Source organism: Candidatus Viadribacter manganicus (assembly GCF_001679665.1).
GTDB classification, from domain to species: domain Bacteria; phylum Pseudomonadota; class Alphaproteobacteria; order Caulobacterales; family Aquidulcibacteraceae; genus Vitreimonas; species Vitreimonas manganica.
This window is the reverse complement of sequence record NZ_CP013244.1, coordinates 2,750,802-2,772,874: the sequence shown is the minus strand read 5'-3', so window position 1 is coordinate 2,772,874 and position 22,073 is coordinate 2,750,802. Positions and strand designations below refer to the sequence as shown.

Below are 22,073 nucleotides of genomic sequence, written 5' to 3'. Positions count from 1 at the left end.
GCTTCGGCTGGGGCTCTTTTTGTTGGGCCTAATCCAGCGAAATGCCCGCCTGCTCCAGCACGCGCCGCGCCGGATCGAGCGCTGCGCCATATTTCGCAAAACGCCCCACCGCCTGATTGTTCATCGCCTGACGCACTTGACGTGCACTCGGCGTTGAAACACCGGCCGCGTTCTCGTGAAATGATAACGTGCGGTCGTCCCAGTTGAGGCCGCAGAAGCTCAACAGCTCGCGCGTGCGCGCTTCCTGGTTGGCGACCAGGTCTTCGTACTGCAACACCATGAAACGATCCGGCGCCAGCACCTCGCGCCAGTGCGCGATCAGCCGATCGAAGACAACGAACTTCTGCGACGCCCAAGTCAGATCATAGACGTAGTCGAAATAGCGATCGTCGAACGGGAATATCTGCTTGTAGTTGCTGAGCACAGAATCAAGCGGATGGCGGCGCATGCAAATAATGCGCGCATTCGGCAGCGCACGCAAAATCAACGGCGCCAGATAGAAATTGCTCGGGGCTTTATCGACAAAGCGCAGCGTCGCGCCCGTTAGCGGCCGCGTGCTTTCGATATAGCTGGCGCCAAGGCGCCCCAAATCCGCGGCGCCGATGCGCGAGAGCATGTCGGCGTCCAAGGTCGCCGGTGTCGTCGATCCAGAGAACAGCTTCGAAAGCTGCACGAAATTTCCAATCTCCCCGGCCGACATCACATCTGGATGGCTGGAAAGAATGCGATCGGCCAGCGTGGTGCCGGAGCGCGGCAGGCCGGTGATGAAGATCGGATCGTTCGCCGCGTGCCCGCCGCCTGAGGGCAATTGCATCGCTTGCGCAGCGCGCGCCAGATGTTCGTCGTTCGCCTGAACATAAGGCGCACGTTGGCGCCGCGTCTGCTTTGCCCGCGTCAGCCACTGAAACGATTTTTGCATATCGCCGAAATCTTCGTAGGTCTTGGCTAGCGCGTGCCCAAGGTGCAGCCAACGCCAGCCATCGCTATCGGGCATCGCGATCTGACGTTCGAGTTCAGCGATGTGGTTAGAGGCGATCGTCTGCTTTTGCAGCTGCACCAGCGCCTGGCGAGCTTTGTAGTTTAACGGCTCTTCTTTCAGCGCCGCCTCATAGTTCGCGATCGCACCTTCGAAGCGGCCCATATATTCGAGCGTCTGCCCGAGCTCGAAGAGGTAGTGCGTGTGCGTCGGGTTCACGCGCAGCAGGTTCTGCAGCTGCGTCAGCGCCGAGGCGTAATCGCCGCCGATGCGATACGCCATAGCCGCGCCATAGAGCGCGCGCTCGTCGTTCGGGTTCTCGCGCACAGCGCGGCCCGCAATCTCTCGCATCGCACCGAAACGGCGGATCAGCTTTTGGATCTCTGCCTCATTCGGCATCAGAGGTATCTGCGTTCGTGCTTAGCTGCGCTTGCTCGCGGGCTTTGGGCCAACCGCTGCTCTGCGCATTTCGCGCGGATCGTATGTCGCAACGTGCCCGCAGCCACGGCACTTCAGGCTCTTCGGCCCTTGAATGTCCAGCTTCTCGCCTTCCTCGACCGGGCGATCCATCACGCGGAATCCCTTATCGCAGCTCTTGCAGAACACGATGAGATACTTTTTTCCCTTCTCGGGCAGCGGCATCGTCAAACTCCTGATCAGAGGAGCTTAGCGGACGCGCCAGCGCGATGCACGCGCCTCTTTCCGTAGGCGAACACGCACACGGATTGGACGAACCAGGTTAGTCCGCTGCCGGACGCGCAGGGATGGCGACCCCGCGCTCTACCGCCGGCCGCGCCAGCGCGCGTTCCAGCCAGCTTGGCACGTTCTTGAGTTCATCGAACCCGACCAGGTCACGTGCGCCGTAATAGCCGATCAAATTACGCACCGGCCCGATCATGGCGATGTCGGCGATCGTAAACGCATCCCCCATGATCCAGGCGCGCCCCTCAAGCCGCGCATCGACGACATCGAGCAGGCGCTTGGTCTCGGCCACGTAGCGCTCCAGCGGCCTCTTATCCTCGATTTCGCGGCCATCGAATTTGTTGAAGTACCCGACCTGACCGAAGATCGGACCAACGCCCGCAATCTGAAACGCCAGCCATTGGATCGCCTCGTAACGCAGCGCCGGATGAAGCGGCAGCAAGCGCCCCGCTTTCTCTGCAAGATAGAGCAAGATCGCGCCAGACTCGAACAAGGCCAGCGGTTTTCCACCTGGACCATCGGGATCGATGATCGCAGGAATCTTGCCGTAGGGATTGAGTGAGAGAAATTCCGGCGTCTTCTGATCTTTCGCGCCGAAATCGACGTAATGCGGCTCGTACGCCAGCTCCAACTCTTCAAGCGCGATTGAAACCTTCACGCCATTCGGCGTCGTCAGCGAATAGAACTGAATACGATCGGGATGCTGCGCCGGCCACCGTTTCGTGATCGGGAATTGTGAGAGATCGCTCATCGAGGCAATGTAGGAAACGAATGCATTCGCTCAATGCGCCGCGCGCACCGTGCGAGCAATTTCGCGCAAGTGCTTGTCCCACGTGCCGCAGCACCCGCCCCAAATATCCACGTGTGGATATCGGCGCGCGAGATCGCCCATGCGGGCGCCCAGATCAAGCGGATCGCCTTCTTCCAAGTGGCCGATCTGGCAGAGGTCGATCTTATCCTTGGAACTCGCGTTCGGCCTCAACATGCGCACGCGCGACATCCAATTGCTCGCCTCCAACGCCGGCTCGAACTCGAGCGGATGCGAGCAATTGATGCCGTAAAAGTCCGGCCGCGCCAAACCCGCCTCGGCATCCGTTGCTTCGATCGCCTGCTTCAACGTCGCTCCCGACTTCAACTGGTGATCGCTGGTCAGCGTGAACGACACATGGAGCGGCACGCCAATGCACTTGGCAGCGCGGGCAACACCCACGGCTTCCGGCACGTTGTTGAAGGTCATGGCGGTCGCGTAGTCGACGCCGGCACGCTTCAGAACGCCCAGCTGAACGCTGTGATAGTCTTCCGCCTCCGCCGCAGTGATCGTCTTATTGAGTTCATACGCATCGCCGCGCGGACCAATCATGCCGCCAATCAAAATGCGCGACACCTGCCCTTCATAAGGCGCTGAAACCTCGCGAAGGAACGCGATGCATTGCATCAGCGCATCGCCAAGCGCCTCATGCGAATAGCCAAGCTTCTCGCTCCAATCGGGACTGGCGCGATAATCTAGCCCCGCCAGCATCGCCGCAAAGCCCTGCTCCGCCGCGACATCGAGCACGCGCCCATACATCGCGCGCAAGTCCGCCATCGCGGCCGCGTTATCAAGCAAAGGGAACATTGCGAACTCGGGCAGGTCATGGCCGTGGCGGTACATGATCTCCGTCTCTTGCCCGCCCTCCGTCAAATAGAAGACCCCGTCGCGTTGCGGTGGAAAGCAGGTCATGAGGTCACTCCATTGGAGTTGCGATGAGGGACCCTTTTTCGGCTCGCCGCAATCTGCAGATTGACTCGTTCGCTTATTTAACGTACTAGTTAAATACGCGATGCAGAGTCCCGACCCCCTTTCCAAAACGCTCGCGGCCCTCGCCGATCCGACACGTCGGGCCATCCTTGAACGTCTTTCGCGCGGCGAGGCCACGGTGAACGAGCTTGCCGAGCCGTTCGATATCTCGCTGCCCGCCGTCTCGCGCCACCTCAAAGTTTTAGAGAACGCCGGCCTCATCACGCGTGGCCGAGAGGCGCAATGGCGCCCGTGCCAATTGGCGCCGCAGGCGCTGAAGCACGTTGATGACTGGCTCGCGTACTACCGCCGCTTCTGGACCGGCAGCTTCGACAAAATGGACGCTTACATCGCCACGCTCAAAAACAAGGATAAGCAATGAGCGCACAACTTGCTGATGACGAGCTCCTCATCACACGCGACTTCGACGCGCCCGCATCCTTGCTGTTTTCGCTTTGGAGCGAGGTTGAGCATTTTTCCAAATGGATGGGACCTGAAGGGTTTGAGTGCCCCGAAGCGGAAATCGATTTTCGCATTGGCGGCAAATATCGCGGCATGATCCGCTCAAAGGATCATGGCGATAGCTGGTTCGGCGGAAAGTATCGCGAGATCGATCCACCGAACCGTCTCGTCTTCACTTGGACGTGGGACACCGGGCCCTCCGGTGAAGTGGAAACGCTGATCACCATCACGTTCCGCGAAAACGACAGCGGCCTCACCACTATGACCTTCCACCAATCGCCCTTCATCAATGTCGAGCGCCGGAACTCGCACATTGGCGGCTGGAGTTCGCTGTTCAACAAGCTGGCGGCCTACGCCGCCCAACAACAAGTTCGATAAATCCAAGGAGAAAACGATGCCACGTTATATGGCGCTTTTTGTCGGCTCGCCGGAGGCGTTTGCGCTCTCAGGCTGGGACAAGCTCGACGACGGCGCGCGCAAAGAACGCGAGATCCAAGGCATGAAGGCCTGGGGTGATTGGCACGAGCAAAACAAGAGCAAGGCTGCCGACGAGGGCGGCCCACTTGGCAAAACCAAGCGCGTAGACAGCAAGGGCGTGAGCGACATCTCCAACAACGTTGCCGGCTATATGATCGTCGAAGCTGACTCACACGATGCGGCCGCGCAGCTCTTCTTGAACCATCCGCACTTTGCGATATTTCCCGGCGATGCCGTCGAGATCATGCCATGCAATCCGATCCCTCGCTTGGAGGACATCCAATGATCACGATTTCCGCTTTTGAATGGGCGCCTGATTTCGCCAAGGGCCAAGTGCGCGACCTGCGCGCGCGTTGGGCGCTTGAAGAAGCTGGCCTTCCCTATCGCGCGCGTCTGCTGGCGCAAGGCGATCAAGACAAACCTGAATACCGCGCATTGCAGCCGTTCGGCCAAGTGCCGATCTTCGAGGAAGACGATCTCACGCTCTTCGAAACCGGCGCGATTGTTCTTTTCATCGGGGAACGCAGCGAAGCATTGCTGCCGAAAGACCCCGCAGCACGCGCCCGCGCAACCCAATGGCTCGTCGCCGCGCTGAACTCAATCGAGCCCTTTATTATGCAAGTAGCGCTCATCGATCTCTTTTACAAAGACGAAGAATGGGCAAAGCTTCGCCGCCCTGGCGCTGCCGAATTCGCGCAAAAGCGCCTCGCTGGACTTTCAAAGGCGCTCGGCGACAAGCCCTATCTCGACGGCGATCGCTTCACCGCCGGCGATCTCATGATGGCGAGCGTCTTGCGCATTATGCCCGAACTCACCAACGCGCACGCCAACCTAAAAGCTTACGTCGAACGCTGCACGGCGCGCCCCGCGTTCAAGCGCGCGTATGACGCGCAAATTGGCGACTTCAAGCAAGCCGCCTGACGCTAACACCGCTCTGACGAGGCCGCGCACTGATCAGCCAGGCGCGCGGCTTCGCTCTGCTGCGCCGCGGTCATCTGCGCGTGCAAAACGGCGCGGCCACGTGGGGCGACCGGCTCTCCATCACGCTCAACCAGCAAGGCCCACATTTCAGCGCGCACAAAATCTCGCGCCACGCCTGTTCCATCAAAATAGTACTGAACCATGCTGACACGCGCCGATCGGTGTCCTTGCAGGGCAGCGAGGCGCATCAGCGCGAATGCTTCACCTGCGTTTGCGTCAACGCCTTCGCCCCGCTCATAAAGACCCGCCAAATCAAATTGCGCATCCGCGTGACCGGCATCCGCTGCGCGGCGCATCCAGCGCGCGCCCTCTGCAACGTCACGCTCCGCGCCGTGGATATAGAGATAGTACATGCCGATGCTGTAGGTCGCGCCCACCTCGCCCAGTTCAGACGCGCGCCGCCACAAGCGCAGCCCTTCCTGATGGCTTTGCGGAAAACCATTGCCCTCGTAGTGACGCATACCCAGCCGTGTAAGCGCTGCTGGATATTCGGCGTCGGCCGCGCTCTGCAACATTTCCAGCGCCATCGCTTCGTCGGTTGGCACAACGCCATAACCGCCCTCATAGATGATGCTGAGATGATAGAGCGCCTCTGGTCCTGCTGGGGACGACACCAATGAAGTGTAGCGTGCGTAAGCCTCCGAATAATCGAAGCGCTCAAACGCCGCCCGTGCTTCGGCTAGGTCGCGCACGTCTTGCGCAAAAGCCGGCGCGCCCATTGCACAGAACATGGCCAGCACCAGTGCAATCGCTCGCATGACATCTCCCCTTTGCGCTGAGTGTCGCCGCGTTTGCGCGTCCAGCCAACTACGCTCAACGGAAAAGGGCCGCCCTTTCGAGCGGCCCTTCGTATTTGCTTTGCAGCGAGCCTTAAGCGCGGAGCTTCGCCAACACTTCGGCGCTGACGGCCTTCGGCACTTCTTCGTAATGCGAGAATTCCATCACGTACGAAGCGCGACCTTGGCTGAACGAACGCAGCGTGTTCACGTAGCCGAACATGTTGGCGAGCGGGACCATCGCATTGATGATCGTCGCGTTGCCGCGCATGTCTTGGCCTTGGATCATGCCACGACGTGAGTTCAGATCGCCGATAACCGAGCCGACGTATTCTTCCGGGCTGGTCACTTCGACCTTCATGATCGGCTCAAGCAGACGCGCATCGCCCTTTTCCTTCAGTTCGCGGAAGGCGGCTTGCGCCGCGATCTGGAACGTCAAGACGTTCGAGTCGACGTCGTGGTACTTGCCGTCGATCAGGCGCGCGGTCACGTCGATCACCGGGAAGCCGGCCAGCAGACCGTTTTCCTTGGCCATGTTGAGGCCCTTTTCAACGCCCGGAACGTATTCCTTCGGCACGTTGCCGCCGATGATCTTGTTCTCGAACTTGAAGCCCGAACCCGGTTCGCCCGGCTCGAACTCGATCTTCACTTCAGCGAACTGGCCTGAACCGCCGGTTTGCTTCTTGTGGGTGTAGAGAATGGTCGCGGCGCGGCCGAGCTTCTCGCGATAGGCGACTTGCGGCGCGCCCACGTTGGCTTCGACTTTGTAGGTGCGGCGCAGGATGTCGATTTTGATGTCGAGGTGGAGTTCGCCCATCCCCTTCAGGATGGTTTGACCCGACTCTTGATCAGTCGACACGCGGAAAGAGGGATCTTCCGCAGCGAGCTTCGCCAGCGCGACGCCGAGCTTTTCCTGGTCAGCCTTCGACTTCGGCTCAACGGCCACTTCGATAACCGGCTCCGGGAATTCCATACGCTCAAGGATGACCGGCTTGTTCGGATCGCAGAGCGTGTCGCCGGTGCGCACTTCCTTCAAACCCGCCAGCGCGACGATGTCGCCAGCGTAGGCTTCCTTGATGTCTTCGCGGTTGTTTGCGTGCATCAGCAACATACGGCCGGCGCGTTCTTTCTTGTCGCGCGTCGAGTTCAGCAATCCATCGCCCGCATTCAGGATGCCCGAATAGATGCGGCAAAAAGTTATCGTGCCGACGAACGGGTCATCCATGATCTTGAACGCGAGGATCGAGAGCGGATCGGTGTCCGACGACTGGCGGATCAATTCCTTTTCCGGATCGTCCATGTCGACGCCCTTGATCGCCGGGCGATCGATCGGGCTCGGCAGATAATCGACGACGGCGTCGAGCAGCGGCTGCACGCCCTTGTTCTTGAACGCCGAGCCCAAGAGCATCGGATACCAAGCAGCCTTCAGCACCGCGAGACGGATCAGGCGCTTTAGCTCTTCCTTCGAGGGCTCTTCGCCTTCGAGGTACTTTTCCATCGCTGCGTCATCGAGTTCGACGGCGGCCTCAACCAGGCCCGAGCGATACTCGGCGGCCTTGTCCTTCAGGTCGTCGGGAATTTCGACGATATCGAACTTCGCGCCGAGGCTTTCATCTTTCCAGATGATCGCCTTCATCTCGACGAGGTCGACAAGACCCTTGAAGCCTGACTCGATGCCGATCGGCAGTTGCAATGGCACCGGACGCGCGCCAAGGCGCTTCTTGATGTCCTCGACGCACATGTAAAAGTCGGCGCCGGTCTTATCCATCTTGTTGGCGAAGATGATGCGCGGAACCTTGTACTTGTCGCCTTGGCGCCAAACGGTTTCGGTCTGCGGCTCAACCCCTTGGTTGCCGTCGAGCACAACGACAGCGCCGTCGAGCACGCGCAGCGAACGTTCAACTTCAATCGTGAAGTCGACGTGGCCGGGGGTGTCGATGATGTTCAGGCGCTTATCGTTCCAGAACGTCGTCGTTGCAGCCGACGTAATGGTGATGCCGCGCTCTTGCTCTTGTTCCATCCAGTCCATGGTGGCTGCGCCATCGTGGACTTCGCCGATCTTGTGCGACTTGCCGCTGTAGAACAGAATCCGCTCGGTCGTCGTGGTCTTGCCGGCATCGATGTGAGCCATGATGCCGAAATTGCGATAGTCTTCGATTTTATACTGACGAGGCATGACAATTCTGTCCGTGTGCTTGGACCCTACCGGCCTCTCGCGAAGCCGGTATTAAAGCCGGCTTCAGAAGCGCCGGCGGTCCGTTTGGATTACCAGCGGTAGTGTGAGAATGCGCGGTTGGCTTCCGCCATCCGGTGCGTGTCTTCGCGCTTCTTCACCGCGTTGCCGCGGTTGTTCGATGCATCGATGAGCTCGCCGGCGAGGCGCTCTTGCATCGTGTTTTCGTTGCGCGCGCGGGCTGCGCCCACGAGCCAACGGATCGCCAGCGCCTGACGGCGCTCAGGACGAACTTCAACCGGCACCTGATACGTGGCCCCGCCGACGCGGCGCGAACGCACTTCGATCGAAGGAGCGACATTGGCGAGAGCGTCGTGGAACGCTTCGATCGACGGGCGCTTCATCTTCTTCTCGACGGTGTCGAGCGCGCCGTACACGATTTGCTCGGCTGCGGACTTTTTGCCCTCGTACATGACGTAGTTCATGAACTTCGTCAGAACGAGATCGCCATGGACGGGATCGGGCAGAACTTGGCGCGGCTCGGCGCGGTGACGGCGGGACATTCGTTCTTTTCCTTACTTCGGTCGTTTCGCGCCATAAAGCGAGCGGCGCTTCTTGCGGTCCTTCACGCCTTGCGTGTCGAGCACGCCGCGCAGGATGTGATAGCGAACGCCCGGCAAATCCTTCACGCGGCCGCCGCGAATGAGCACAACAGAGTGCTCTTGCAGGTTGTGGCCTTCGCCCGGGATGTAGCAAACGGCTTCGATGCCGGTCGTGAGACGGACCTTCGCAACCTTACGAAGCGCCGAGTTCGGCTTCTTCGGCGTCGTCGTATAAACGCGGGTGCAGACACCGCGACGCTGTGGCGACGCCTTCAGCGCCGGTGACTTATTCCGCGTCGGCTTCGGGTGCCGCGGCTTGCGGATCAGCTGGTTGATCGTCGGCATTCGCCTCTTCCGTTCCGTTCTTTCAAACTCAAGCAGCGCGCCAAGCGGACCTTTCGGGTCCACCAGGTGGCGCGCCAAAATTAGTGCCAATCGGCGGGGCAGCGCGGACTTGTGCGCCACAGCCGTTCCGAATGAGGGCGGACAAATACGAGCGAGGGACCAGAAGGTCAAGCCGTCGCAGGTGCGGCGGGGCGCCCGTTTTTAGGCCCTCGCAGCCTCCGCCGTCGGATTTCGGGGATCCAGCGGCAAACCTTGTGCCTGGCGGCGTTTCAAAAGCCTTAGCCACCCATGCAGCGCCTCACAATCAAGGCCATGCATCATCAGCCGAAACCCCGCCTGCATAGTCGAAAGCGCCACCAGCGGGTGGCCGTTCTTGATGAAGGACAGGTGGTAATCGGTGCCCAGGATCTTCCCAATATAGATGGCGACCGGCTCGTCCAGCTGCAACGAATTGGAGGCCCGGATGAAGTCCGCCCGAGGCAGGAGCAACGCATAAAGCGGTGTGTAGACCTCCACCGCCGTCTGGACGTCGGCGAAGTTCAGCCAGCCCTTCTTGGTCGGCTCAATATCGAACGGGGCGTCCGAGATCATCGAAAAGTCCGGCCGCTCGACCGGCGTCAGGTCCCGCCCCTGCGCCCGCAGGCTCTGATTAAGCTGGATGATGAAGTTGAAAACGTTGAGGTCGTGCTGGAGGAAGACGTTGTCCTCCAGATCCTTCAGCGTCCGCGGCCGCAGCGGCACGGTGTTAACCGAAACCTCGCCGGCGTTCGCCTTGATGAACGCCAGAAGTTCGGTGCCCACGTGGAAGTGGCGCATGATCAGGAGGTTCGCGTCCGGCGAACCGAAGCTGCGCAGCCCCCAATGGATGGTCTTGTGCAGTAGCCCATTGAGATTGGGATGGTGCGGCGAGAGCGCCCGCAACAGCTTCACCACAAGAAAGAACGCAAACACGAACGGCCGGATCGCGTTGAACATCCAACGCCGGGACCATGACGCCGAGCCACGCAACAGCGCCGCCTTCGCTTCTGGATCGATCGGCAAACTCTGATCGAGCGCCAACGCCAGCCACGGATCAGGATCACGCGGATCGTAATTTGTCGCCTGCAGATCAGCTAAGCTCACGCCAGGATTTCCTCGATCTGCAACGCGTAGAGCCGCGCCGTGACTTCCGCAGTGCGCACAATGCGACGCGACGCCGCTTCATTGGGCAACACCATCGCCAGCATCGCCTTGAACTCTTCGATGTGCCCGGCGTCATTTTCACCGTGATACAACAAGAACCGCACCGCCTCATCGGGCAGCGACAACGTCTCTTTCACGCGCCGCCCCCATTCCTGCGCCTTGATCGAGCCCAGCCCTTCAATGATCCACATTGCGCCTAAGAGCCCAAACGGATTGGGTTGCGACGCTTGGTGATACATCCAAGCCGAAAGCGCCTCCGATCCGATATTCTTTTCGCCGCCTTGGATCACAGCGATATCGCCGCCGCTCGCGACGTAGTCAGCTTCCAGCAGGCGGAAGTCGCGATGCTCCGTCACCGCATGGCGCATCAGCAGCGACCGCAGCTCCAAATGCTGATCATCAATGTGCGACGCCGCGCGCGACATCCAAAGCGCGCCTTCTTTCACCTGCTGGCGCAGCTGCACCAAAAACGACTGGTAATCCGCCAACTCGAAACGTCCACGCGTCAGCTTGCGAATAAGCGGCGTCGCTTCCAGCCGCCCTTCGAACTGGGTAAACACAATCGCCAACCGCCGCAGCGTCTCAGGCACATCGCCCAGCGTTTCAGTCGTCGCGGTCATCGTCATCGAACTCTCCGAAGTTCGTCAGGCCTTCAAGCCAGGTTTCGCCGTCGCGTTTGATCACCCGAATGGATCGTGATCCGGCTGCATCCTCAAGTGCTGACGCCAATTTAGCCGAGTGCGTCACCACCCACACCTGCGAGCGCATCGCTGCACGCGCGATCAAACGCGCCAGCGCCGGCACGAGATCAGGGTGCAGGCTTGTCTCGGGTTCGTTCAGCGCCAAGAACGGCGGCAAGCGATAGCCAAGCAGCGCTCCCGCCAAAGCCAAGAACCGCAACGTCCCATCGGACAATTCCGCGGCGCTAAATTCACGTTTCGGGAAATCAGCGAACGACACCGCGAAAGTTGCTGTCCGCCCCACCTCGGGAACGATCAGCCGTGCGCCAGGAAACGCATCTTCGATGGCGACAGCGAGATCGGCAGTGTCCTGACGAATATGCGCCAAGGTTGCAAACATGGCCGCAAGATCCGCGCCATCTGAGGCGAGCGTCGGCGTCGTGACCGCAAGACACGGCCGGCGCAGTGGCGAGTCAGCATCCGTACGAAAGCCGTGATAAAAGCGCCATTGCAGCAAACAGCGGCGGACAACATCGATGTCGGGAAAGCGCGCCGAATCCTTAAGCTCCGCCAACGCCGTTTCCGATGGCAGTAACTCAGCCTCAATGTCCTGTTTGACGCCCGCCTCATCGCGCGCCCACGCACGCTGATTTTTCCGTTCGAGCAGAACCTCAGGGCGCCTTGCGCCATGAAACGTCAGCGTCTCGCTACGGATAATTGGCTCAAGCGCGAACGCTGCCTCGACCGGCGCACGAAAGCCGACCGTTACCTCGTAAGCGTATTCGCCTTGGTCACCGAGCTTGGCTTCAAAAACGAGCTGCGCCTTTTCTCCGCGCTTGTGTTCACCCGCCCACGACGCGCTCTCAAGTCCGCCTTCAGCCGCCAAACTCCGTCCCAAAGTGCCTGCGGCTGCGGCCTGTAGCATCTGGAGGCCGTGATAAAGATTGGTCTTGCCGACGCCGTTGTCGCCGACGAACACGTTCAGACGGCGCAAAGGAAAGCGTATGCGCCGCAGCGACCGGTAGCCTCGAAACGCGCATTCGGCGACCTGCAGACTCACACGGCCTCCAGCATCATGAAGCCGACCAGCGCGCGTCCGCTTTCGGGCACGACGCACAATATCTTCTGGCCGCGCAGAACGCGTCCGCTCTTCATCAACCCATCTAACATAAGCCAAATCGACGCCGACCCGACATTGCCCTGCTCACGCAGCACCGAGAACCACTTCTCCTGCGGGATCATGCCAGCGGTATCTTCCAACAACGAAACGATCTCGGCGCGCAATGATTTCGCCGAATAGTGCACCAGGCAATGATCGACCTCGGCGGGCACGATGCGTCCGGCCTCAACCTTTTCCAGATAGACGCCGACCCAGGCGCGGATCACGCGTTTCAAAAGCTCGAAGTCCTGCAGCAAGGCGATAGCGCCCGCTTCATGCGCTACGCGTGGCCCGCTGCGCGCCCAAAACGCGTGCGGATCAGTGCGGTCGTCCACGCTCGCGCCTGCCCACATGCATGGATCATAGCGATCGGCGAGCGAGACGATGTCGATGAACTCCACCTTCAACGCGCCCGGTCGCGGCTTAGGCTCCATCACCACCGCGCCTGCGCCATCAGAAAGCGTGAAGCGCAAGAAGTCCGCTTCCGCGCGCAAGCGCCCCTTCGCATCGACAAGCGCTGTGCCCTCGTAAAAGCTTGGTCTGAACCAGCGCGACGAAAATTCACCCGCGCAAGCGGCCGCTACATCGTGCTCGTTCGCGCGCACCGAAAGCCACGCCGCTTTGGCCGCCATCAAGGATGAGCCGCACACCGATTGAAAGCTCGCAATCTCCATGGCGCGGGCGCCAATTTCGGCATGCACCTGCGCAGCATGACCCGGCGCCAGCAAATCGCCTTGCGTCGTTGCCGCCGCCAGCATCGCAAGATCGCGCGGCTCAAGACGCGCTGCTTCCAGCGCATTGCGGATCGCCTCCGCGCACATCTGCGCATTCGAGTGAGACACCGCGCCATCAGGCGAGAGCGCGTAGTGGCGTCTCTCAACACCGTTCCAGCGCAACGCCTTCTTGCCGAACAAACTATCACGGCCTGCAATTCGCCCGAGGTGATCTTCCATCACATCGTTGCCGATCGGCGCGCCCGGCAAAAACGCGCCGGTGCCTGTTATGTAGCCGTCTCTGAGTTCGCCCATGCGGCGACACTAGCCTTACCGCAAGCCCGCCGCGAGGCGCGAGCGAGGCGTCACGGCGCCGATTTCCCCCTAAGCCCCGCCATTAGCCCCCACCTGCTAGAGCGTTCGGGTTTGCACGCCATGCAGCCCGGCGACGCCGGCCGCGTATCGCTCAATCCAAATCGCTGGCCGGCGCACATGTTCTTGCATTGGGTCGATCGCAATGGCCCGCATGCGGCGCACGCCTTTGACGTCATGGCCGCTCCGGCCAGCGCCAGCGCAAGCAAGATCGATTTCGATATCTAACGCGCCAGCGCTAATTCAGCACTGAACACTGCGCATACCTGCATCAGCGTGTGCGCGCATCCATGAGCCCAAAAAGAAAGTGGCGGGTCCCGAAGGACCCGCCACCTCTAGTGTTAGGACTTTCGCCCTTCCGATTAGAACCGATAACGGCCCGAGATCGTGAAGGAGCGGCCGAGCACGCGGTAGACCTGCGGGTCGGTGTTCGCTTGGCTGAACAAGCCACCGAAGGTCTGCGGCGGGTACTCGTCGAACAAGTTGTCGATGACCGCCGTGAGCGTGAAGTTGTCGGTGACGTTCCAGCGGGTCGACACGTCGACGTAGCTGGCTTCCGGGGTCATGCTCGGGACACCGAACACGGCCGTCTCGTCGAGTTCCGGCACGTAGCTCCAGCGACCGAAGAGGGTCCAATCGCCGACATTGTACGAGACCGAAAGAACCGACTTGTAGTCCGGGATCGCACCACCGATAGCGCCGGTTGACGTGCCGACGAAATCGTTGCCGTTGAACGCGAACTCTTCCGCGATCGAGTACAGCTCGTTGATCGTGAGCTGGCCCGGTCCGATCGGCAGCGACCATTCGAACTGAATGTCGTAGCCGCTCGTTTGGAAGGTGCCCTGGTTGCCGCGGCTGGTGTTCACGAAGTCGATTTGACCTGTGACCGTGTCGCGAACGACGCGAGCGCAGCTCGTGAGGTTGGCGTTGACGTAGCAGTCGTTGATGAAGAACTGCGCGCCGAACGCCGCGATCACGTCGGTGATCTCGATGTCGTAATAGTCAACCGTCATGCGGAAGTCGCCGATCGGGAACCAATCAGGCTGCAGCACGAAGCCGTAGGTGAGTGATTCAGCTTGTTCCGGTCCGAGGTTCGGGTTGCCGAACGCGAAGGCTTCCACCTGCGAGTTGTTGGCCGAGAAGCCCGGATAGTTGCCGATCGGAACGCCTTGGCCAACGCAGAACGCTTGCGTGACGCCAGCGACGTCCGGAACGCCGTTGCCGCCAGCGGCGGTGTCACGGCACGGATCGGTGTAGGACGGGAAGCCTTGGTCACCAGCTTGGAACAGTTCGAACACGTTCGGAGCGCGGGTGGCTTCGTTGAAGACAGCGCGGAAACGCAGCCATTCAACCGGAGCCCATTCGCCGCCGATCTTGTAGGTGTCGACGTTGCCGATCGAGGAATAGTTCGAACGGCGGAAGCCGGCTTCGAGGCCCAAGTAGTGAGCGAACGGCGCTTCCGAGATCAACGGGACCGCGACTTCCGTGTACAGTTCGTACACGTCGACTTGGCCTTCTTGATCTTGGATGGCGTTGAAGCCGAAGATGTTGCCCGTGCGCTGTTCGTTGTCGTTGTACTGAGCAGCGAACGAGTCGCGGTATTCGAAGCCGAACACCGTTGCGATCGGGCCAGCCGGCAGTTCGAACAGGTCGCCGCGGACGTAACCAGCGATGCGATTTTCTTCGGTCTTCACGTCGGTGAACGTGTTGACGCGAATGAACGATTGCATCGTCGGGGTCAGCGTGTTCGGGCCGAAGATGTCGAGCGCAACGCAGCCCGGCAGAGCGTTGACGCCCAGCGGGTTGCCTGCCGCGTCTTGGCAGCCAGCGAGACCTTGGCGCAACGCCGTGGCGTTGACCGAGTTGACCGCGCGGGTGTTGAACGCGCTTTGGCCGTACGAAGCGGTCAAAGCCCAATCCCAATTGTCGCCCAGCGAACCTTCGAGGGTCGCGAGGAACATGAAGGAATTGTTCTCGAAGTAGCCATTACGCGTGCCAACTTCCGTCATACGACGATCCATCGTGAACGGCGCCAGCTTGTTCGGGCGGCTTTGGAGAGCCGTCCAGAGGTCTGGAGCGTTCGCTTGGATCAGCGTTTGCATCGCCGGGGTCAGCGTGATGGTCAGGCCGGTCGCCGGCGTCGGTGCAAGCTGCACTTCCGACTGCGAGTTGGTGTAGTTCATCAAGATGTTGAGCGTCGTGGTGTCGGTGATGTCGTAGTGACCGTTCGCCGACAGAGCGATGCGCTCGCCCGGGATGACCAGGAAGTTGTCCGGAGCGAAATTGTAGCGCGATGAACCGTTCGCACGATCCGGAACGCCGCACGCGCCGCTGGTGAAGCGTGGCGTCAGAGCGCCGGCGTCGTTGAACGACAGGTTGCCAGAGTTGACGGCAACGCCAGGCGTGTTGGGGTTACAGTCAGTGTTGGCAGCGCCGAACTGGCCAGGAAGCAAGCCAGACAAGCCCGTGAACGGGTTGGCGCCGTTGTTCGTGATCCAACCCCATGGCGGGGTGCCCGAACCGCCCGGGAACGCGGTGCCCGGGAACGAAGAATTGTAAGCTTCAGCGCCGGTATCGCAGATGAAGTAACCGCCTTGGGCTGAGTCATAGCAGAGAGCGGCCGACGTACGTGAGTAGTCGTACTCTGACTGCAGGATGCCTTCGCGGTTATAGTACGACGCGTACGCCGTCATGTTACCGCGGCCGTTGGCGAAGTTACCGCCGACGAGGCCGTTGATTTCGAATTCGGCGACGTTGCCGGTTTCGAGCTCTGAGCCGTAGGTGACGTTGATTTCGCCGCCCTCGTAATCGTCCTTCAGCACGAAGTTCACAACGCCCGCGAGAGCGTCAGAACCGTACACGGCCGAGGCGCCGCCGGTCACAACTTCGATACGCGAAATCAGCGAAGCCGGGATCGTGTTGATGTCGACCGTGCCCGAGGTCGAAGAACCCGGGACGCGTTCGCCGTTCACGAGGATCAGCGTGCGGCTGATGCCGAGGCCGCGCAGGTCGACCGTGGCGAAGTCTTCGCCGCCGGCGTTGTTCGACGTACGGGTGTTGCCCGGGATGATCTGCGGGAGCTCGTTCAAGAGCGATTCCGTCGTCAGCGTGGCCGTCAGTTCGAGCTGCTCGGCGCCGACCGTCGTGATCGGGCTGATGGCTTCGAAGTCCTGGCGCACGAGACGCGTGCCGGTAACAACGATAGCTTCTTCTTCTTCAGCGTCCTGGGCCATCGCCGGCGTAGCCGTGATCGCCGCAGCCGCCGCCGCGAGCACCGAAGCGCCCGTCAGCAGGGACTTACGTCCATTCTGCGTCTTCTTTGACATGTTTTCGAACCCCCTAGAGCGCCGGGCCAACCAACTGGCGAACCCAAGATCTCCTTCGAGCGACAATCGCCCGAACTGTTGCGTCGGCGAATATCGATTCACGTCCCCCCAGGGACGTCCGGACACCGTCCGGCAGTCGACTCCCGCCATGCTGCGGAAACGCTAACGACACATTTTAACCAACGTCAATTTCAGAACGCCCGATTTCAGCCACGAACATGAAGGCGCAGGCGTTGTGTGACTATTCGGCTTCAGTAACCGATCTTGCCTCGGGAACCTTGCTTCGTGCGGTGTATTTTCCACTCTGCCTACTCAGCGAGCAAGTCGTTACAAATCGCCATTTATTTATAAAAATCATGGATTTACATGGGCTCAACATCCATGCTGCCGATCACACTCCTGTAAATGCAACTCCACAGCACTTCAGACACACCAGAGCGCCCAAACCGGCTAAGTGGCATCACACAATTGTGGCAACGGACCGCCTCCGCGACACCCCCCCAAAAAACTGCCTCCCCGCCACATTGATTGCCACTTTCGTAAGCGCCCTCCGCAGCCCCGGTGGCGCATGCAACGTCCGCGCCCTATCTTTCTCGTTCATGGCCCGTTCCCCGAAATCTCCAGGCCTCGCCGAGGCGCCCATCACGTTCGACGCGAACCAAGCCATGTGGATGCCGCATCGGCCGAAGCGTGAGTGGGAGAAGCTCGAGGGCGGCCAGCGCTTCAAGCTGGTGTCGGACTACAAACCCGCCGGCGACCAGCCGACCGCGATCAACGAGCTCGTCGGGGGCATCAAGAAGCACGAACAGGACCAAGTCCTCCTCGGCGTCACCGGCTCGGGCAAGACCTTCACCATGGCGCAAGTCATCGAGCAGGTGCAGCGCCCCGCGCTCATCCTCGCGCCGAACAAGACACTCGCCGCCCAGCTCTATGGCGAGTTCAAGCAATTCTTCCCGGAGAACGCGGTCGAGTATTTTGTCTCGTACTACGACTACTACCAGCCCGAAGCGTACGTGCCGCGCACCGACACCTACATCGAAAAAGAATCCAACATTAACGAGCAGATCGACCGCATGCGCCACGCCGCAACGCGCGCGATCCTCGAACGCGACGACGTAATCATCGTCGCCTCCGTCAGCTGCATTTACGGCATCGGCTCGGTCGAGACCTACACCTCGATGACCTTCACCGTGAAAACCGGCGACGAATTCGGGTCCCAAGAACTCATCCGCCAGCTCGTCGCCACCCACTACAAGCGTAACGAAGCAGGCTTTGCGCGCGGCATGTTCCGCGTCCGCGGCGACACCATCGAGCTTTGGCCGGCGCACTTGGAAGACCGCGCCTGGCGCTTTTCCTTCTTCGGCGATGAGGTCGAGAGCATCGACGAGTTCGATCCCCTCACCGGCCGCAAAGCCGCGACCATGAGCGCCGTCAAAGTCTACGCCAATTCGCACTACGTCACGCCGAAAATGACGCTCGAACAGGCCGTCGCCTCCATCAAAGACGAACTCGCGCACCGCCTCGCTTACTTTCGCGAGAACGGCAAACTGCTTGAAGCCCAGCGCCTCGAGCAGCGCGTCAACTTCGACATGGAGATGATGCTCGCCACCGGCTCGTGCGCCGGCATCGAGAATTACAGCCGCTACCTCACCGGCCGCAAAGCCGGCGAGCCGCCGCCGACCATGTTCGAATATCTCCCCGACAACGCCCTCGTCTTTACTGACGAAAGTCACGTCACCGTTCCGCAAATCGGCGCGATGTACAAAGGCGACTTCAATCGGAAGTCGACGCTTAGCGAGTACGGCTTCCGCCTGCCCTCATGCATGGACAACCGCCCGCTCAAATTCGAAGAATGGGACCGCATGCGGCCCGAGACCATTCACGTCTCGGCCACACCAGGCGTCTGGGAGCTTGAACGCACCGGCGGCGTCTTCGCCGAGCAAGTCATCCGCCCCACCGGCCTCATCGATCCGCCGGTCGAGATTCGCCCGGTGCAAGCGCACGGCACAAGCCAGGTCGACGACTGCATCGCCGAAGTGAAAGAAGCCGCGAGGAAGAACCTGCGCAGCCTCGTCACCGTGCTCACCAAGCGCATGGCCGAAGACCTCACCGAATACATGCACGAGCAAGGCGTGCGCGTGCGCTACATGCACTCCGACATCGACACCGTCGAACGCATCGAAATCATCCGCGACCTCCGCCTCGGCGCCTTCGACGCGCTGATCGGCATCAACCTGCTCCGCGAAGGCTTAGACATTCCCGAATGCGGCCTCGTCGCCATCTTGGACGCCGATAAGGAAGGCTTCCTGCGCAGCGAAACCAGCCTGGTGCAAACCATCGGCCGCGCCGCAAGAAACGTGGACGGCAAAGTCATTCTTTATGCCGACAAAGAAACCGGCTCGATCCAGCGCGCCATGGCCGAAACCGCGCGCCGCCGCGAGAAGCAAGCCGCCTACAATCTCGAACACGGCATCACGCCGCAATCGATCAAGTCCAACATCAAAGACATTCTCGATAGCGTCTACGAGAAGGACAGCCTCACCATCGATCCGCGCGATCCGATGGCGTTCAAGCGGGGCGCCGGCGGCGACAAGCGCGCACGCGGCGTTGGCGAAGACGGCTCAGCCTTCATCGGCCACAACATCAAGTCCTACATCGCCGATCTCGAAAAGCAGATGAAGGACGCCGCCGCCGATCTCGAGTTCGAAACCGCAGCCAGACTTCGCGACGAAATCAAACGTCTGCAAGAAACCGAATTGCTGATCGCGGATGATCCCCTCGCCCGCCAAAGCGCCCTTGCCGCCGCCGCTAACGACGCCGTCCGCGCCAGCCGTGAAGGCGACCGTGCGACCGCGACGGGCGCCAAAGTGCGCGGGAAGAAGCCGCCTTATCGTGGGCGGAGAAGGAAGGCGCCTTGAGCGCTCCAGCCAAGCAGAAGACCGGTGCGAGCTTCAAATCTGAGGCGAAAGCGCCAACTGTGGAAAGCGCGCAAAATTGCGCCACCCCACACACGAAGGCAAAACAAGCAGAGCCTAGACGGCCTTCGCCTTCACGCCACGAATAAAGCGCTCGAAATCCGCGGCTTCGTGCGGCGCATCCTCTCGATCCGCGACGCCGGCGGCTTGATCAATCAGCACATCCTGCAGTGCGTCCGGTAATTCATCCCATTGCAGCACCACGGCCTGCCCCAGACGACGCAACAAGTGCTCATCGGAATCTTGATACTTGAGCGTCAGCGCCATCGCCTTAGGCGAGCGCGAGACGCCATGGTCGCTACTCATGCGCCGCTTCAAGGCGCGCCTCATCGACCACACGTTCAAAGGTCTCGCCCACTGCACGCACGCGGTAACGCTGCGGACCTGAATCTCGCGGCAGCGCCCGAAGCACTTCGACAGCGCCAGGCTGCACGCCGAAATTGCCGCCGCGCGCAACGAATACGCGTTCGCCTGCGCTAAACTTGGTCGGCGCCATGAAGGTTTTCTTTCACTGGAAATCGGCGCGGGGGCAAAGCGCCATCGCGTCTAGCTTTCAAATGGAGTTTTCAGGGTCTCAAAGCAAGCAAATAGGGCCACAGCCACCCGAAGATAGAGTGAGATCGATCCCCAAGCTCCCCAAAAGCCACCTTACCGACCAAAGCAAAGAACTGCATCGATCTCTATGCCGAACACACTGACGCGGGCGGTAGCGTCGGCGGCAGTGTTCAATTCCAGCTCGCGTGTCTACAAATACAGCATGCACCTCAACACGCCTCGCATCACCGCCCTCACCGACGCTGCTTTGACCCCCGAACAGCGCCAAGCGCTCGCGCCTGTCACCGCGCCGAACCGGCCGGTGCTCAATATCTTCCGCACCTTCGCGCACGCGCCCGAAGCGCTGACGCGTTTTCTCTCGTGGGGAAACTACATCTTGCGCGGCAATTCACTGGCGCCGCGCGAGCGCGAAATCGTCATCTTGCGCACCGGTTATCTTTGCCGCTCGGGCTATGAATGGACCCAGCACGTCGAGATCGTCCGCCGCGGCGGCATGGGCGATGCTGAGATCGCCGCGATCAAGACCGGCGCCGAGGCTCCAGGCTGGAGCGCCGCCGACGCCGCTCTCATCCGCGCTTGCGATGATCTTCACGAACGCCAATTCGTCTCAGAGCCTGTGTGGGCGGCGCTCAAGGCGCATTTCAGCGAACGCCAGTGCATGGACGTCGTCTTTACTGTCGGTCAGTACACGCAAGTCTCGATGATGCTGAACACATTCGGCGTTCAGCTCGATGAAGGCCAAAAGCTCGATCCGGACTTGGACGCGCGCGGCTAAAGAAGATCGCAGCCGTCGCCAACGAGCGGCTTGGATAAACGCTTCGGCAATTGCCCAGCATGCGCCAAAGCCCAAGCCCGCCCTGCTTCCAATTCATCAGCAAGATCCTCTTTCAGCTTCGCCCGCCGCACCACGCGCTGGGCATTGTCGAACTTGTGGCGCGGGTCCTTGGAATAGCGGGTGAAAAGCTCGCTCGAAACGATCGCATCCAGGGCCGCTTCATTCTGCGGTTGCCCGAACAACGTGAACGCCGCGCCGAGCACGGCGTTCGGCTGCTCGAATAAATCCTCAGCACTGAGACTCCTGGTGTTGGGATATGCGCCAAGGGCCGCATCGAACTGCAGGAGTTGAGCCAGCCACAAACGCGCCGCCGAAACCGCGACACTCTCATCAGCCGCGCACCGCCCGGTGAGCTTTTCGATCCCCGGCTTTAATTCGTTGGAAACATGCGCCACCCAGCCGCGGTGCATCTCCGAGCGCAGGATCGCCAAGAGATAATCCTCCAACGCATAGTGCAAAACGATCGCCGGCTGATCGGCTTGCGGACGCATAAGAGCCGGGATCATGAAGTTCACCGGCACGTTGGCCTTCACGATAACCGGGCCATTTTCATTGTAGCGCCGCGCCAGCAGCACCCGCATCATCTCGATGCTCGCTGCATCCTCTGCGCCGTTCGCCGCCTCGACGCCCAGCTGGCGCAACGTGAAAGGCTCGCGCAGCACCAGGTTTTGCCCCGGCAAATCCAACGCCCGCGCCAACAGCGTCGAACCGCAATGAGCGATGTGAAAGATGTAATTGATCGGCCCTTGCGCCGGCGCGCCTTTCACTGCCGCCAGAACATCCGAGCGCCGAACCCGCTCATGCGCCATGTTCTTTGCGGCAATGCGACGATCGAGAAAAATCGAACGCTGATACGCGCTTTGATCCATCTCAAAACAAATCGCCTCATCCCGGTCGAAGGATTGGACATAAAGATCGGGGCTGGTGAGGATGGACTTCAGGTTCATGCTGCTATTTTAGGTCACCAGCGACGATTTGTGGTAGTTGTAGTAGTAACGAATTTCG

General features: G+C 60.6%; 23 protein-coding genes. 7 read left to right on the top strand and 16 right to left on the bottom strand.

Annotation, left to right across the window (positions count from 1 at the left end):
• Positions 1-28: 28 nt before the first annotated feature.
• From ATE48_RS14145 to ATE48_RS14130, 4 genes are all read right to left on the bottom strand, one after another.
• Complete coding sequence (locus ATE48_RS14145) at positions 29-1,375, bottom strand: tetratricopeptide repeat-containing sulfotransferase family protein (protein ID WP_066772559.1); 1,347 nt, start codon at positions 1,373-1,375, stop codon at positions 29-31.
• Between the two features lie 21 nt (positions 1,376-1,396).
• Complete coding sequence (locus ATE48_RS14140) at positions 1,397-1,618, bottom strand: hypothetical protein (RefSeq protein ID WP_066772558.1); 222 nt, start codon at positions 1,616-1,618, stop codon at positions 1,397-1,399.
• A gap of 97 nt (positions 1,619-1,715) precedes the next feature.
• Entirely contained in the window at positions 1,716-2,429 is a 714-nt protein-coding gene (locus ATE48_RS14135) for a glutathione S-transferase family protein (RefSeq protein WP_066772557.1), read from the bottom strand.
• Positions 2,430-2,459: 30 nt separating this feature from the next.
• The gene (locus ATE48_RS14130) at positions 2,460-3,398 is read right to left on the bottom strand and encodes a homocysteine S-methyltransferase family protein (RefSeq protein ID WP_066772552.1); all 939 of its coding nucleotides are present in this window, start codon (positions 3,396-3,398) and stop codon (positions 2,460-2,462) included.
• Positions 3,399-3,498: 100 nt separating this feature from the next.
• Here ATE48_RS14130 and ATE48_RS14125 point away from each other — a divergent pair, with 100 nt between their 5' ends.
• Genes ATE48_RS14125 through ATE48_RS14110 form a run of 4 tightly spaced genes read left to right on the top strand, consistent with a single transcriptional unit; the run spans position 3,499 to position 5,315 of the window.
• The gene (locus ATE48_RS14125) at positions 3,499-3,837 is read left to right on the top strand and encodes an ArsR/SmtB family transcription factor (RefSeq protein ID WP_066772549.1); all 339 of its coding nucleotides are present in this window, start codon (positions 3,499-3,501) and stop codon (positions 3,835-3,837) included.
• Positions 3,834-4,295, top strand: coding sequence for an SRPBCC family protein (locus tag ATE48_RS14120; RefSeq protein WP_066772548.1), 462 nt, complete (start codon positions 3,834-3,836; stop codon positions 4,293-4,295). The genes ATE48_RS14125 and ATE48_RS14120 overlap by 4 nt, the downstream gene beginning before the upstream one ends.
• A 16-nt stretch (positions 4,296-4,311) precedes the next feature.
• Complete coding sequence (locus tag ATE48_RS14115) at positions 4,312-4,680, top strand: YciI family protein (RefSeq protein WP_066772547.1); 369 nt, start codon at positions 4,312-4,314, stop codon at positions 4,678-4,680.
• Positions 4,677-5,315, top strand: a complete 639-nt coding sequence (locus ATE48_RS14110; RefSeq protein WP_066772542.1) for a glutathione S-transferase family protein — start codon at positions 4,677-4,679, stop codon at positions 5,313-5,315. The genes ATE48_RS14115 and ATE48_RS14110 overlap by 4 nt, the downstream gene beginning before the upstream one ends.
• A 2-nt stretch (positions 5,316-5,317) precedes the next feature.
• On the opposite strand, the gene ATE48_RS14105 is transcribed toward ATE48_RS14110, so the two are convergent.
• The 8 genes from ATE48_RS14105 to ATE48_RS14070 form a co-directional block, all read right to left on the bottom strand.
• Positions 5,318-6,133 (bottom strand): tetratricopeptide repeat protein, encoded by an 816-nt coding sequence (locus ATE48_RS14105; RefSeq protein WP_066772541.1) that lies wholly within the window; start codon positions 6,131-6,133, stop codon positions 5,318-5,320.
• A gap of 112 nt (positions 6,134-6,245) precedes the next feature.
• Positions 6,246-8,327 carry an elongation factor G gene (gene fusA / locus ATE48_RS14100; RefSeq protein ID WP_066772540.1) on the bottom strand — a complete coding sequence of 694 codons (2,082 nt, stop codon included), beginning with the start codon at positions 8,325-8,327 and terminating at the stop codon, positions 6,246-6,248.
• An 89-nt stretch (positions 8,328-8,416) separates the two neighbouring features.
• Positions 8,417-8,887 (bottom strand): 30S ribosomal protein S7, encoded by a 471-nt coding sequence (gene rpsG / locus ATE48_RS14095; RefSeq protein ID WP_066772538.1) that lies wholly within the window; start codon positions 8,885-8,887, stop codon positions 8,417-8,419.
• Positions 8,888-8,899: 12 nt separating this feature from the next.
• Positions 8,900-9,271 (bottom strand): 30S ribosomal protein S12, encoded by a 372-nt coding sequence (gene rpsL / locus ATE48_RS14090; protein ID WP_066775133.1) that lies wholly within the window; start codon positions 9,269-9,271, stop codon positions 8,900-8,902.
• 201 nt (positions 9,272-9,472) lie between these two features.
• Positions 9,473-10,393, bottom strand: coding sequence for a DUF6999 family protein (locus tag ATE48_RS14085; protein ID WP_066772536.1), 921 nt, complete (start codon positions 10,391-10,393; stop codon positions 9,473-9,475).
• Positions 10,390-11,079 carry an iron-containing redox enzyme family protein gene (locus ATE48_RS14080; RefSeq protein WP_066772534.1) on the bottom strand — a complete coding sequence of 230 codons (690 nt, stop codon included), beginning with the start codon at positions 11,077-11,079 and terminating at the stop codon, positions 10,390-10,392. Before ATE48_RS14080 ends, ATE48_RS14085 begins: the two co-directional genes overlap by 4 nt.
• A complete protein-coding gene (locus ATE48_RS14075; RefSeq protein WP_083197361.1) occupies positions 11,057-12,193 on the bottom strand; it encodes an AAA family ATPase in 1,137 nt (378 codons plus the stop codon). The genes ATE48_RS14080 and ATE48_RS14075 overlap by 23 nt, the downstream gene beginning before the upstream one ends.
• Positions 12,190-13,320 (bottom strand): StlD/DarB family beta-ketosynthase, encoded by a 1,131-nt coding sequence (locus ATE48_RS14070; protein ID WP_066772532.1) that lies wholly within the window; start codon positions 13,318-13,320, stop codon positions 12,190-12,192. The genes ATE48_RS14075 and ATE48_RS14070 overlap by 4 nt, the downstream gene beginning before the upstream one ends.
• A gap of 120 nt (positions 13,321-13,440) precedes the next feature.
• Between ATE48_RS14070 and ATE48_RS19820 the strand changes: the two genes are divergently transcribed.
• Positions 13,441-13,605, top strand: coding sequence for a hypothetical protein (locus ATE48_RS19820; protein ID WP_156767779.1), 165 nt, complete (start codon positions 13,441-13,443; stop codon positions 13,603-13,605).
• A 134-nt stretch (positions 13,606-13,739) separates the two neighbouring features.
• Here the strand turns inward: ATE48_RS19820 and ATE48_RS14065 are convergent, their stop codons facing one another.
• A complete protein-coding gene (locus ATE48_RS14065; protein ID WP_066772530.1) occupies positions 13,740-16,703 on the bottom strand; it encodes a TonB-dependent receptor domain-containing protein in 2,964 nt (987 codons plus the stop codon).
• Positions 16,704-17,302: 599 nt separating this feature from the next.
• Here ATE48_RS14065 and uvrB point away from each other — a divergent pair.
• Complete coding sequence (gene uvrB, locus ATE48_RS14060) at positions 17,303-19,621, top strand: excinuclease ABC subunit UvrB (RefSeq protein WP_083197359.1); 2,319 nt, start codon at positions 17,303-17,305, stop codon at positions 19,619-19,621.
• Positions 19,622-19,735: 114 nt separating this feature from the next.
• On the opposite strand, the gene ATE48_RS14055 is transcribed toward uvrB, so the two are convergent.
• Both ATE48_RS14055 and ATE48_RS14050 read right to left on the bottom strand, forming a co-directional pair.
• A complete protein-coding gene (locus ATE48_RS14055) occupies positions 19,736-19,984 on the bottom strand; it encodes a hypothetical protein (protein ID WP_066772528.1) in 249 nt (82 codons plus the stop codon).
• The gene (locus ATE48_RS14050; RefSeq protein ID WP_066772527.1) at positions 19,977-20,174 is read right to left on the bottom strand and encodes a hypothetical protein; all 198 of its coding nucleotides are present in this window, start codon (positions 20,172-20,174) and stop codon (positions 19,977-19,979) included. The genes ATE48_RS14055 and ATE48_RS14050 overlap by 8 nt, the downstream gene beginning before the upstream one ends.
• A 186-nt stretch (positions 20,175-20,360) precedes the next feature.
• On the opposite strand from ATE48_RS14050, the gene ATE48_RS14045 reads away from it, so the two are divergent.
• Positions 20,361-21,008 carry a carboxymuconolactone decarboxylase family protein gene (locus ATE48_RS14045; protein WP_228126631.1) on the top strand — a complete coding sequence of 216 codons (648 nt, stop codon included), beginning with the start codon at positions 20,361-20,363 and terminating at the stop codon, positions 21,006-21,008.
• Here the strand turns inward: ATE48_RS14045 and ATE48_RS14040 are convergent.
• A complete protein-coding gene (locus tag ATE48_RS14040) occupies positions 21,005-22,015 on the bottom strand; it encodes a hypothetical protein (protein ID WP_066772525.1) in 1,011 nt (336 codons plus the stop codon). The genes ATE48_RS14045 and ATE48_RS14040 overlap by 4 nt on opposite strands.
• Positions 22,016-22,073: the final 58 nt, after the last annotated feature.

Bases quoted from the DNA above. Each gene is read 5' to 3' on its own strand.
- ATE48_RS14145 (WP_066772559.1), bottom strand. From the start codon at position 1,375: ATGCCGAATGAGGCAGAGATCCAAAAGCTGATCCGCCGTTTCGGTGCG.
- ATE48_RS14140 (WP_066772558.1), bottom strand. From the start codon at position 1,618: ATGCCGCTGCCCGAGAAGGGAAAAAAGTATCTCATCGTGTTCTGCAAG.
- ATE48_RS14135 (WP_066772557.1), bottom strand. From the start codon at position 2,429: ATGAGCGATCTCTCACAATTCCCGATCACGAAACGGTGGCCGGCGCAG.
- ATE48_RS14130 (WP_066772552.1), bottom strand. From the start codon at position 3,398: ATGACCTGCTTTCCACCGCAACGCGACGGGGTCTTCTATTTGACGGAG.
- ATE48_RS14125 (WP_066772549.1), top strand. From the start codon at position 3,499: ATGCAGAGTCCCGACCCCCTTTCCAAAACGCTCGCGGCCCTCGCCGAT.
- ATE48_RS14120 (WP_066772548.1), top strand. From the start codon at position 3,834: ATGAGCGCACAACTTGCTGATGACGAGCTCCTCATCACACGCGACTTC.
- ATE48_RS14115 (WP_066772547.1), top strand. From the start codon at position 4,312: ATGCCACGTTATATGGCGCTTTTTGTCGGCTCGCCGGAGGCGTTTGCG.
- ATE48_RS14110 (WP_066772542.1), top strand. From the start codon at position 4,677: ATGATCACGATTTCCGCTTTTGAATGGGCGCCTGATTTCGCCAAGGGC.
- ATE48_RS14105 (WP_066772541.1), bottom strand. From the start codon at position 6,133: ATGCGAGCGATTGCACTGGTGCTGGCCATGTTCTGTGCAATGGGCGCG.
- fusA (WP_066772540.1), bottom strand. From the start codon at position 8,327: ATGCCTCGTCAGTATAAAATCGAAGACTATCGCAATTTCGGCATCATG.
- rpsG (WP_066772538.1), bottom strand. From the start codon at position 8,887: ATGTCCCGCCGTCACCGCGCCGAGCCGCGCCAAGTTCTGCCCGATCCC.
- rpsL (WP_066775133.1), bottom strand. From the start codon at position 9,271: ATGCCGACGATCAACCAGCTGATCCGCAAGCCGCGGCACCCGAAGCCG.
- ATE48_RS14080 (WP_066772534.1), bottom strand. From the start codon at position 11,079: ATGACGATGACCGCGACGACTGAAACGCTGGGCGATGTGCCTGAGACG.
- ATE48_RS14070 (WP_066772532.1), bottom strand. From the start codon at position 13,320: ATGGGCGAACTCAGAGACGGCTACATAACAGGCACCGGCGCGTTTTTG.
- ATE48_RS19820 (WP_156767779.1), top strand. From the start codon at position 13,441: ATGCAGCCCGGCGACGCCGGCCGCGTATCGCTCAATCCAAATCGCTGG.
- ATE48_RS14065 (WP_066772530.1), bottom strand. From the start codon at position 16,703: ATGTCAAAGAAGACGCAGAATGGACGTAAGTCCCTGCTGACGGGCGCT.
- uvrB (WP_083197359.1), top strand. From the start codon at position 17,303: ATGGCCCGTTCCCCGAAATCTCCAGGCCTCGCCGAGGCGCCCATCACG.
- ATE48_RS14055 (WP_066772528.1), bottom strand. From the start codon at position 19,984: ATGAGTAGCGACCATGGCGTCTCGCGCTCGCCTAAGGCGATGGCGCTG.
- ATE48_RS14050 (WP_066772527.1), bottom strand. From the start codon at position 20,174: ATGGCGCCGACCAAGTTTAGCGCAGGCGAACGCGTATTCGTTGCGCGC.
- ATE48_RS14045 (WP_228126631.1), top strand. From the start codon at position 20,361: ATGCCGAACACACTGACGCGGGCGGTAGCGTCGGCGGCAGTGTTCAAT.
- ATE48_RS14040 (WP_066772525.1), bottom strand. From the start codon at position 22,015: ATGAACCTGAAGTCCATCCTCACCAGCCCCGATCTTTATGTCCAATCC.